The 11,592-nt window shown below is 47.4% G+C and carries 7 protein-coding genes; 3 read left to right on the top strand and 4 right to left on the bottom strand.

The window, feature by feature from the left end:
- Positions 1-3 precede the first annotated feature (3 nt).
- Positions 4-1,005 (top strand): acyltransferase family protein, encoded by a 1,002-nt coding sequence (locus M1L52_RS04505; protein WP_262917934.1) that lies wholly within the window; start codon positions 4-6, stop codon positions 1,003-1,005.
- A 50-nt stretch (positions 1,006-1,055) separates the two neighbouring features.
- On the opposite strand, the gene M1L52_RS04500 is transcribed toward M1L52_RS04505, so the two are convergent.
- The 4 genes from M1L52_RS04500 to leuS all read right to left on the bottom strand — a co-directional run bounded on the left by M1L52_RS04500 (position 1,056) and on the right by leuS (position 7,782).
- Complete coding sequence (locus M1L52_RS04500; RefSeq protein ID WP_248613686.1) at positions 1,056-3,161, bottom strand: Por secretion system protein; 2,106 nt, start codon at positions 3,159-3,161, stop codon at positions 1,056-1,058.
- A gap of 117 nt (positions 3,162-3,278) precedes the next feature.
- On the bottom strand, positions 3,279-3,938 hold the full coding sequence (locus tag M1L52_RS04495) for a non-canonical purine NTP diphosphatase (RefSeq protein ID WP_248613684.1): 660 nt from the start codon (positions 3,936-3,938) through the stop codon (positions 3,279-3,281).
- A gap of 40 nt (positions 3,939-3,978) precedes the next feature.
- Positions 3,979-4,893: a YitT family protein gene (locus M1L52_RS04490; RefSeq protein ID WP_248613682.1), complete on the bottom strand. Its 915-nt coding sequence runs from the start codon at positions 4,891-4,893 to the stop codon at positions 3,979-3,981.
- Positions 4,894-7,782: a leucine--tRNA ligase gene (leuS, locus tag M1L52_RS04485; protein WP_248613680.1), complete on the bottom strand. Its 2,889-nt coding sequence runs from the start codon at positions 7,780-7,782 to the stop codon at positions 4,894-4,896.
- 221 nt (positions 7,783-8,003) lie between these two features.
- Here leuS and M1L52_RS04480 point away from each other — a divergent pair, with 221 nt between their 5' ends.
- Both M1L52_RS04480 and M1L52_RS04475 read left to right on the top strand, forming a co-directional pair.
- Positions 8,004-9,689 (top strand): hypothetical protein, encoded by a 1,686-nt coding sequence (locus M1L52_RS04480; protein WP_248613678.1) that lies wholly within the window; start codon positions 8,004-8,006, stop codon positions 9,687-9,689.
- A 75-nt stretch (positions 9,690-9,764) separates the two neighbouring features.
- On the top strand, positions 9,765-11,462 hold the full coding sequence (locus M1L52_RS04475; protein ID WP_248613676.1) for a mechanosensitive ion channel family protein: 1,698 nt from the start codon (positions 9,765-9,767) through the stop codon (positions 11,460-11,462).
- Positions 11,463-11,592: the final 130 nt, after the last annotated feature.

The raw sequence follows: 11,592 nt of genomic DNA, 5'->3' as shown, positions 1-11,592 counted from the left end.
AACATGACTATACACATTTCTAATCGGATTGAGTGGCTATCGTTACTACGCGGATTAAACATCATCCTTGTTGTCATGTTTCACGTAAATCTTATTGATTTGTCCACAGGGGAAAATCATACCTTTTGCACAAGCGTTTGCGAACCATTTAACCCCATTAGAATGCCTCTCTTTATCTTTTGTTCTGGTGGATTACTATATCTGAGCAGAATTCGTAAAGGATGGAGCGTCAAGGATCTGTATGTTGACAAAGTAAACAGAATTCTATATCCATTTCTTTTCTTTGTCACTTTCTTCTATTTCTTCAAATTATTATTTAATCCATTTACAAAGACGAAAGTTGTCTTTTCAATTGGAAACTACTTGGAGTCTTTCTACATTTTCTATCAACACCCATCAGCTCATCTGTGGTTTCTTTCTGTACTGCTCTGGTTCATGATGCTATATCCGCTATTCGTATGGCTCAGTAAAAGCATAGTAAGGATGACGTCTTTCCTATTGCTGACAGCAGCATTCTATTTCGCAGATTTTTTGCCGCTAACTCCAGAAAACTATTTCTTCTTCTTCACGCTAAACAAATACCTAGTCTACTTCTTTTTCGGAATCTTCATCTTCCGCTATGAGCTTTACCAGTATCTTAGGAATCGCATAATCTGTCTGGCCACAATCGCTCTATATGCCCTCTCGTTCTGGATGGAGATACCATTGCTCACATCAATGATCGGTATTTTGATGATGATTGCTGTCAGCCAGCAAATTGCATTGGTACAGCCCAAGTTATTCCATTATTTTAGGGAGTACATCTACCAGATTTTCCTCATGTCTTTTATTTTCCAACCTTTCGTAGAATTACTTCTGTGGAAAAGAATCTTCTACAACGAAGACCTCTTCCTTTTATTCTATGTGTTGAATGTGCTTTCAGGCATATTTCTGCCAGTACTTGTTACAAAAGCAGTAGAGAAAAGCAACTGGAAATGGCTGAAAGTCTGTATCGGCATCAAATAACACATATCCTATCTTCTTCCAGCAATATACGGAAAGTATCTGTTGTCCCATCAGTTAACGATAGCCACCTTTGCCACCACGCCCGACTTGCCGTCGCTGGTTGCTGTGGCAATCATATATACACCTGATGCAACACGACGTCCCTTGAGGTCACGACCGTTCCAAGTGAATGTGCCGCCATTAGAGCGTCCCTGAGCCACGAGTTTGCCGCTGACGGTAAGTATCTTCACATCAGCATCAAAAGACAGCCCACGGACCGTTATAAGGCCTTTATAGCCCGATGGAACAGGATTTGGGAAAGCATAGACATCATCTTTCTTCATTTCATCCACCGCAGCGGTAGCATCGCTGATATATGAACACAGTCCTTTCTCTGTGCCGAAGAACACCTCTCCCGTACGATCATCAACAGCTATCGACATCACGTCGTTTGATAGCAGCTGTGTATTCTCTGCAGTGAAATGGTGTATCTCCTCCATGTTGTCCCTGCTTATAAGGTAAGCTCCGCTACCTATCGTTCCGAACCATTTACGTCCGGCACCATCGATGACTATCGAGGTGACATTAGCTGACGAGAGGAGGTAGTCGGCAAGATCGGAACCGTCATTACGAGGCACCTTCACCTGTGTGAGATAAGTGCCAGGAGTATAAATATTGGCTGCCTCAATCATGAAGGCACCGATGCTCGTACCTATCCATATATTGCCGTCGAGGTCCTCTGCGAAGCAGCGAGGATAGTAAGTGTCGGAACCATAGGATGTGCCGTCCTGATTGGTGAACTTAGTGAACGTATTAATAACCTCTTTAGTCTTCGGATCATAGCAGAAGAATGACGGACGGTCATAGTGGTTATTGACAAACCATATAAGTCCGCGGCTGTCCATTAGGAGAAACTGAAGAGCCCCAAGCACACGCTTTTCATTATAAATGAGTTCTGATGGATTCAACTTTTTCCATTCACCGTCCTTAGTTATAACCAAAAGTGAGTTATTAGGAGTTATACTCTGCAATATCCACAGATTTCCTTCTGAGTCATACATTACTCCTTCCACCAAAACGTAGCTAGGATTACCCGCCACTGCCGTTTCTAAAATAGAATTCGACAGATTGTAATAGTTCACAACTTTTCCATCTTTGAATTCATAGAGTCCTGAGCGTGCGCCACCAAAGATGTGGGTTGGGTCAGCAGGATCAACGTCGAACGCCATCATATCTATAAATTGCCAAGATTCATGTTTTGTATCTTCAAAACGGCCTCGGATGTCGTTCTCTCCTTCGGAGATTGTCCACTCACGGTCGCTCGAGAGAATCTGAATGTTGGCTGGAGTCTCCAGATCCAACAGCTGTGCAGACTTAAAGCCGCCGCCACAGCTGTAGAGTGTATTATTCTTAAAGCGCATGAACTCAAACACGTTGTGCATTGGTCCGCCAGGCTTCAGCGTCTTCACTATCTCTATATAGTTATCCCAGTCGGCAGTGCTTACGTCGAAAATGTTTGCAGGATAGTCTGTTGTAGTTGTCCAACTGCTCGGGTCAATGAGGTTTGCACCAGTATTTGCCGTGATGACATAAGTCGTAGCATCCTCCACCTTTGCATAGATTGCAGAGCCTACGATACCCATACCGGTGATGTTATGCCTCAGAATATAAGACTCTGCTATCTCGTTCTCACGCATGTCAATCTTCACCAGTCCGAAACGGGTGCAAAGATAGGCTATATGACCATTGATATAGATGGTGTTTATTGTCTTGTCCTGTGTCATGGAACGAGAGTAGTAGGAGCTGAGATTAAACACCTCGTCGTCGGCCGCCAATAGGTCTATATTCTTATTCTCATAGACGATGATCAGCTTCTTCGCCTCGTCCGACCATGCAATATGTGTGATGCGTGTGTCGCTGAGGATACCTATCTTGTCATAAGTAGTGATGCTATGGTCATTGAGGTTATAGCTATAGAGGTTTGTAGAAGCTCTCACATAGAGTTTATTCCCTCCCTTTACTATCTGTTGTGGCTCAGAATAGGCCATATAGGCACGCCACAAGCCTGTCTGTGCCTTACATTCTGATGATTGAAAACTAAGCAATGAGAATTGAAGACAAAACGCCACAACCATCAATATCTTAATCCAGTTTTTTGTAATACTTTGTTTCATCATAATCATCATTATTTAGAAGTGAGAAGTTAGAAGTGAGAGGTGAGAGGTAAGAGGTAAGAGAATAGTCTAAAGTCTGTAGTCTAAAGTCTAAATCTAAAGTCTATAGTCTAAAACCCTCTATAATCTCATCAGATAGTCAGCGAGCTTTGCTGTTGCACGAGCGCGGTGGCTTATCTGGTTCTTGATGTCAGCACCCAGTTCTGCAAATGTCTTGTCGTAGCCATCGGGACGGAAGATTGGGTCGTAGCCGAAGCCCTCTGCCCCACTCCTCTCACGAGTTATCTCGCCCTCAACGACACCTTCGAAGAGATGCTCCTGCTTGATGCTGGTACAGCCACAGGGACACACATCCTTCTTCAGTATTAACGCAATGACAGTACGAAATCGTGCCTTACGGTTGTTATTATTTCCTAAATCGGCGAGCAGCTGTGTCATGTTTGCCTCGCTGTCGTGGGAGGCGGGAGCGAGCTGTTCATCTGTAGACTGCGGCAGTGTCGCAGTGTACCTTACGGCAGCATAGCGGGCGCTATAGACGCCAGGAGCACCATCCAGTGCATCCACTTCAAGGCCGGTATCGTCGGCAAAACAGCTCATGTGGTAGTGTTCCCACACATAGCGTGCCTTCTGCAGCGCGTTCTCCTTCAGCGTGGTGCCTGTCTCAGGAATATCCGCGTCACAGCCAATATCTTTCAGTGACAGCACCTCTATTTTGTCGCCCAGTATGGCACGTATCTCCGACAGCTTATGGGCATTATTCGTTGCAAAAACTATTTTCATATCTTCTTTCTCCTTCAAAGTTCCAAGTCGAAGCTTCCACTTATTTCACTTTTATCTGATCGAAACCCTCACCGAAGACACCTATTACGGCACTCTGTGACACGAACGCCTGCGGGTCTATACTCTTTATGATACGGAAGATGACGGTACTCTCGTTCTTCTTTGCCAGGATACAGAGCACCTTCTGTTCATGTCCTGTGTACCATCCGTGACCATCGAGTATGGTGACGCCATGTTCCAGCTGTGTGCCTATGGCATTAGCTATCTCCTGCCATTTTTTGGAGAATATCATGAATTGCACCGACTGTCGCTGACGGTTCATCAGGAAGTCGAGCATGAAGTTCTCTATGACCATCGTGCAGAGGCCGAACACAACCATGTATGTACGCTGCAGCATGTCTCCGAATGCAGGTATCAACAGACAGGAGCCAATGATTAGCAAGTCGAGGAATGTGAGCACCGTGCCAAGGGAGAAGTCATGGTACTTGTTCACCGACGCAGCAATGATGTCGGTACCGCCCGTAGAGCCGTTGTTCAGGAACACTATACCCAGTGCAGATCCCGTCATCGTACAGCCTAAGATGAGCGACATGAAGTTCTGTCCCTCACCCAGTATCTTCACGAAATTTCCTGCCTCGTCGCGCGGCATCAGCGTCTGGAAGAATCCCAGTAGGAACGAAAGCACCAGAATGGCATAGATGGTCTTCGACAAGAACTTCCATCCCAGTATGCGCAGTGCTACTATGAGCAGCAACGCATTGATGAGGAAATAGCTATACTCAATGTTGAATCCTGTGGCATAGAAGATGATGGCCGAGATACCTGCCACACCACCCGTCACTATCTCATAGGGCATGAGGAAGACGGTGAAACCAAAGGAATACAGAAGGAGACCAAGGGTTATGCCAACATAATCCTGGATCTCCTTAAGAATAAGCTTGTGATCTATTGTCATTTATTTGAATACGATGTTCACCATACGCTTAGGGACGATGATAACCTTCATAATCTGCTTGCCTTCCACATATTTCGCAGTGCGCTCGTCGGCACGGACGGCAGCCTCAATGGTGGCGTTGTCGGCATCGGCAGGGAACTGCAGTTCAAAGCGGGCCTTACCATTGAAGGCTATACCCATCTTCATCTGGCTCTCCACGAGATACTCCTCGTTCCATGTAGGCCACTGTGCATCGCAGACGCTGCCTTCGCCACCAAGCATCTCCCACAACTCTTCTGCCATGTGAGGAGCAAATGGAGCGATGAGCACCACGAGAGTCTTCATCACCTCTTTGTTCTTGCACTTCAGCTGTGCCAGCTCGTTGTTACATATCATAAATGCCGAGATGGCAGTGTTGTAAGAGAACTGCTCTATGTCGCCTGTCACTTTCTTTATCAGCTTGTGGAGGCTCTTGAGCTCCTCTGGCGTTGCTGCAGCACTGGCGTCAGCACTCTCACATGCTGAGCTAACCATGTTCCAGAACTTCTTCAGGAAGCGGTGTGAGCCCTCAATATTGTTGGTATCCCAAGGCTTAGCCTGCTCCACAGGACCGAGGAACATCTCAAAGAGTCTGAGAGTGTCAGCACCGTACTTCTCCACGATGCTGTCGGGGTTCACCACGTTGTACATCGACTTCGACATCTTCTCTACAGCCCATCCGCAGATGTACTGTCCGTTCTCCAGAATGAACTCTGCGTTGGCATACTCAGGACGCCAAGCCTTGAAGGCCTCAATGTCGAGCACGTCGTTAGCTACGATGTTCACATCCACATGGATAGGAGTGACGTCATACTGGTCTTTCAACCCGAGGCTAACAAAAGTTGGGACTTTTGTCTCCCCTCCCTCGGAGGGGTTGGGAGAGGTTATTCTATATACGAAGTTGCTTCGTCCCTGAATCATGCCCTGGTTAACAAGTTTCTTGAATGGCTCGTCCTCGCAGGTGTAGCCGCTGTCATAGAGGAACTTATCCCAGAAGCGTGAGTAGATGAGGTGACCTGTAGCATGCTCTGAGCCGCCCACATAGAGATCCACTGAGCGCCAGTACTCGTTCTTCGCCTTGTCGGTGAGTGCTTTGTCGTTCTTCGGATCCATATAGCGTAAGTAGTAGGCGCTGCTTCCTGCGAAGCCAGGCATGGTGTTCAGCTCCAGTGGGAAGACTGTCTTGTTGTCGATTGCTGAACAATCGACCACTGTGTCGGTCTTCGTGTCCCAGGCCCATTTCTTTGCGTGGCCGAGTGGTGGCTCACCTGTTGCCGTTGGCTTGTAGTCATCGATCTCAGGCAGCTGCAGAGGCAGACACTCCGTAGGAATCATGTAAGGCATTCCGTCCTTGTAGTAAACAGGGAACGGCTCGCCCCAGTAACGCTGACGTGAGAAGATAGCGTCACGCAGACGATAGTTCACCTTCACGCGGCCAATGCCTGTCTCCGTGACATATTTCTTTGTCTTGGCAATAGCCTCCTTGACGGTAAGACCGTTGAGGGTAAACGGCTCCACTCCCTCGGAGGGGTTGGGAGAGGTCTTCGGTGAGTTCATCACGATTCCTTCCTTCGCATCGAAGCTCTCCTCGCTGACGTCGGCACCCTCGATAAGTGGGATGATAGGCAGGTTGAAGTGCTTTGCAAAGGCATAGTCACGACTGTCGTGAGCAGGCACTGCCATGATGGCGCCTGTGCCGTAGCCGGCAAGCACATATTCAGAAATCCAGATGGGAATTTTCTCATCAGTGAATGGGTTAATGGCATACGAACCAGAGAACACGCCTGTGACGCTGTGGTCCATCTGACGCTCACGCTCTGTGCGCTTCTTCACATAAGCTAAGTATTCATCTACGGCAGCCTTCTGCTCAGGTGTCGTCAGCTGCTGAACGAGCTCTGACTCAGGTGCCAGCACCATGAACGTAACGCCGAAGATGGTGTCGGCGCGGGTGGTGAAGATGGTGAAGCCCTCAGGAGAACCCTCGGGAACAGGGCCTGCTATCTTAAACTCCATCTCTGTGCCTTCTGAACGACCTATCCAGTTGCGCTGTGCCTCCTTTATTGAGTCGCTCCAGTCAATGGTGTCGAGACCATCGAGCAGGCGCTTTGCATAGGCTGATACACGCAGACACCACTGACGCATCTTCTTCTGCTCTACAGGATAGCCGCCGCGCTCGCTGACACCGTTGATAACCTCGTCGTTGGCAAGCACGGTGCCGAGTGCCGGACACCAGTTCACCATTGTCTCTGCCAGATAGGCTATGCGGTAGTTCATGAGCACCTCCTGCTTTTTCTTCTCCGTGAAGGCAGCCCATTCAGTAGCTGTGAAATGCAGTTCCTCTGTGCCCAGTGCGCCACAGTTCTCAGTACCCATCAGCTCAAAGTGCTCAATGAGCTTTATGATGGGCTGTGCCTTCTGCGACGATGTGCTGAAATAGCTGCGGAACATGCGCTGGAAAGCCCACTGTGTCCACTTATAGTAGCCTGGCTCACAGGTGCGCACCTCACGACTCCAGTCAAACGAGAAGCCAATTTTGTCCAGCTGTTCACGGTAGCGGTTGATATTTTGCTCAGTAGTGATGGCAGGGTGCTGTCCGGTCTGTATAGCATACTGCTCAGCAGGCAGTCCATAGGCATCATATCCCATGGGGTTCAGCACATTATAGCCACACAGACGCTTATAGCGTGCATATATGTCTGATGCTATATATCCCAGAGGATGACCTACATGCAGGCCTGCTCCACTGGGATAAGGGAACATGTTAAGTACATAGAATTTCTTCTTCGTTTCGTCTTCCACAACACGATAGGTGCCGTTCTCTACCCATCGCTTCTGCCATTTTTTCTCAATGTCTCTGAAGTTGTATTCCATATCGTTTTATATTGTTTTGTTTTCCTGTTCTTATTTAAGAATGACATTTTAAAGTTGCAAAGTTACAATTTTCCGACAAATATTTTTCTTCTCTTGATTACTTTTTTTATTCCACTGCCTATAATTTGTATTAAATCGCTTGCTATTTCAATTTAAATTACCTAATTTTGCAGCAATCTAATGAAATTTACAATTTGTTTAATCTTAAAATCAACTCATTTATGGTAAAAAATTTACGTTACGTTTTGATGAGCATGCTCGTCATGTTCGGTATGTCTGCCTATGCTGAAGACATCATCTGGCAGGAGGACTGGAGCGAGGTTACCGACTTCACCATGAATCCTAACAATTTCAAGAGTAATTACACTTTCACAGGATTTGAATTAAAAGAAGATCAAACTGTAAAAAGTGGCACCAAATTCTATGATGCCAATCTTGCTGGTGGCACTGCCCCTGAACTTTTGATTGCAAAGAACGGTGGTACTTTCACTGCAACTATCAGTCTGAATGGTAAGTCTGGTGTTATGCATTTATCTTATTACTGCAATAAGAATATTGAAGTCCTTGCTGCTAACAAAGATGTAACATTAAGCGAAGCCACAGTTACAGGTACCTGTTATGAATTGTCAGTTACTGTCCCAGAAGGAACAGAAACACTTGGACTAACATTCTCTAACTCTTTAACAAACAATGCCCGTCTTGACAACATCAAGCTCTATCAGGGCACAGCCAAGAAGGCCGCTGGTCTCTCTTGGGGCAAGGCTTCTACCACTCTGACTATTGGTGAAGAAATTACATTGACTCTTTCAAATGAAAACAATCTGCCTGTCACCTACAGCAGTAGCAAAGACAGTGTAGCTACCATCAGTCAAGAGGGTGTCATCACTCTTAAAGCTGAAGGAAAGACCATTTTTACCGCTTCTTTTGCCGGTAACGATGAATATGAGGCTCAGAGCGTTTCAATTGAAGTTACCGTTAAGGCTGCTGAAGGTGGAGAAGGCGGTGAAGGCCAAGGTGGAGAAGGCGGTGAGACTACCGGTAATGGTACGTTGGAGAGCCCCTATACCGTTGCTGACGCTCTCATAGTAGCAGGCACTCTGGAGAAAGGTGCAAAGACTTCTAATGATGTATTTGTAAAGGGTATAATTTGTTCTGTTAAGTACACATTCTCTGCTCAATATGGCACCGCTACGTTCAACATCTCTGATGACGGACAGACTGGTCAGGATGTGTTCCAGTGCTATGGTATCTACTATCTTGAGAACCAAGCATGGGTAGATGGCAACACCCAGATAAAGGTTGGCGATGAAGTAATCATCTACGGTAAACTTATGAACTATAATGGTACTCTTGAGACATCTAACAAGGAGGCTTATATCTACTCTCTCAACGGCGTAACCAAGAACGGAGGCACTCCACAGCCTGAGTCAGAGAAGATTACCGTAGCACAGGCACTTGATATTATTGCCGCTCTTGATAGCAGCGCTGTAACTACTACAGTCTATGAGATTGAAGGTTTTGTAGTATCTCTCGACGAGGCATTCAATCCTCAGTATGGCAACTACACCGCCAACATTGGTGACACTAAGGACGCTACAGCAACTCTAAAGGTATTCCGTGCAAAGAATGCTGCCAATCAGAAGTTCACTGAGGATGTGCTGACTGTAGGCGATAAGGTTCTTGTAAAGGGCAAGCTCCAGAAGTATGTTGACAAGAGTAAAAATGTTATTCCTGAGACTAAGGATGCTCTTATCATGGAAATCAATGGCGAAAGCACAAACAGCATCGCAGTTGTTAAGGCTGACAGCCGCCTCCAGGGTGCTATCTACAACCTCCGTGGCCAGCGTGTGATGACTCCTTCAAAGGGTCTCTACATCATGAACGGCAAGAAGTTCTTCGTGAAGTAAAAGCATTAAAAAAATAAAAAAAGCACTGCAGCAGACGCGTTCTGTTGCGGTGTTTTTTTATATTTGCAGCTGATTATGAGACAAAGCCTGAAAACATTTCTACTACTGCTGCTGTTGCTCCCACTGAAGAGCATCGCACAAGATGTTGACTCCGTTCAGCTGATGATGGACTCGCTGCGCCGCGAAGTGCAGGAACTGCGCCTGAAGGAGATAGTGATGAAACACAAGCTCGACTCCACCGGACAGTCGGCACGCGACGACTCTATGCGCCGTGAACACCAGCGCCAACACATCGACTCACTGCGACAGATAACACCTGGCGTGCCCCTTATTGTAGAGGGTGACACGCTCTTCGTGGTCTATGCCAAGCTGGGTGGCGAAGATGCCCTTCACCGTGTGGAGTCCATGGAGCGTAAGATAGTACAGATAGGCAAGAGTTTCCGCACCACCACCGACAGCATCCATGTGTTTGATTCCGAGCTTACCAGCGACGTGATGTGTGGTGAGATTGTGCTGGTACGTGTCAGCGATTACGATGGTCTCTGGAACGGTCTGTCACGCCATGACCTGGCCACCAATCATGCCCGTATCATCCAGGTGAAGATAGAACAGCTACAGGAGGAATATGGCCTTAAGGCGAAGCTCCACGGACTGGCATGGGCACTGTTGCTCATCATTGTCCAGATAGTGCTCTTCGTGCTCACCACACGCTTCATCCACTGGCTGCGCAACGAGGTGATGGGAGGTCTGCGCGGTCGCATGAAGCCTGTCGTCATCAAGGGTTACGAGCTGTTGAATGTCAACAACGCCAAGCGCATACTGCTCATCACGGTGCGCATCCTTCAGGTATTGCTCATCGTATTTCAGCTCGCCATCTCACTGCCAGTGCTGTTCAGCATCTTCCCAGAGACGGAGAAGTTCACATGGAACATGATCAACTACGTGTGGTCACCGCTGCGCGACATCTTCATCTCCTTTGTCAACTACTTCCCTAACCTGGTGAAGATTATCGTCATCATCTATGTCGTCCGCTGGCTGCTGCGTGCGGTGAGACACATGAGCGACGAGATAGCTTCCGGCCGACTGAAGATAGACAGCTTCTATCAGGACTGGGCTCAGCCTACCTATCAAATCATACGCATCTTCATCATTGCCTTCACACTCATCGTCATCTGGCCCTTGCTTCCAGGCTCTGACTCGGGTGTGTTCAAGGGTGTCTCCATCTTCGTAGCTGCCCTGTTCTCACTGGGTTCCACTGCATCTATAGGCAACCTTATCTCGGGCATCATCATCACCTATATGCGTCCGTTCCTCGTGGGCGACTACGTGCAGATTGGCGACCGCGAGGGAACGGTCATCGAGAAGAATGCCTTCATCACTCGTCTGCGCGACATCAAGGAGAACATCATCACCGTGCCCAACAACTCCATACTCTCTCAGACCACGGTGAACTATACGGCGGCGGTACGTGCTGCTGGCGGCACAATCGTTCACAGCGACTTCACGTTCACCTACAAGGTGTTCCGCGAACAGATAGAGCCGTTGCTCCTTCAGGCTGCATCTCGCTGTAAGCTGCTCATGAAGACTCCCCCACCCTTCGTGCTTGTCACTCAGCTGGAGGACTTCTACACTCGCTATCAGATTAATGCCTACACCACTGAGTCACAGCGTCTCTTCGAGGTCTATAGCGAACTTCACAAGAACATCCTAGATGTGTTCCGCGAGAATAACCTCGAACCAACATCAAGTCATTTTGTAAAGGTCAATCAATAAAAACCCACCCCTAACCCCTCCCGAGGGGAGGGAGATTGAATTAGTCAAGCGTCACAAGCGTAAAAGGGAGAGAAATTGAAATAGATTAAATAATTATATGAATAATAAATTTGAAACAACAGACGGAAGT

The sequence above is a fragment of the Prevotella sp. E13-27 genome, from assembly GCF_023217965.1.
Taxonomy (GTDB): Bacteria; Bacteroidota; Bacteroidia; order Bacteroidales; family Bacteroidaceae; genus Prevotella.
This window is presented reverse-complemented; position numbering and strand designations above follow the sequence as displayed.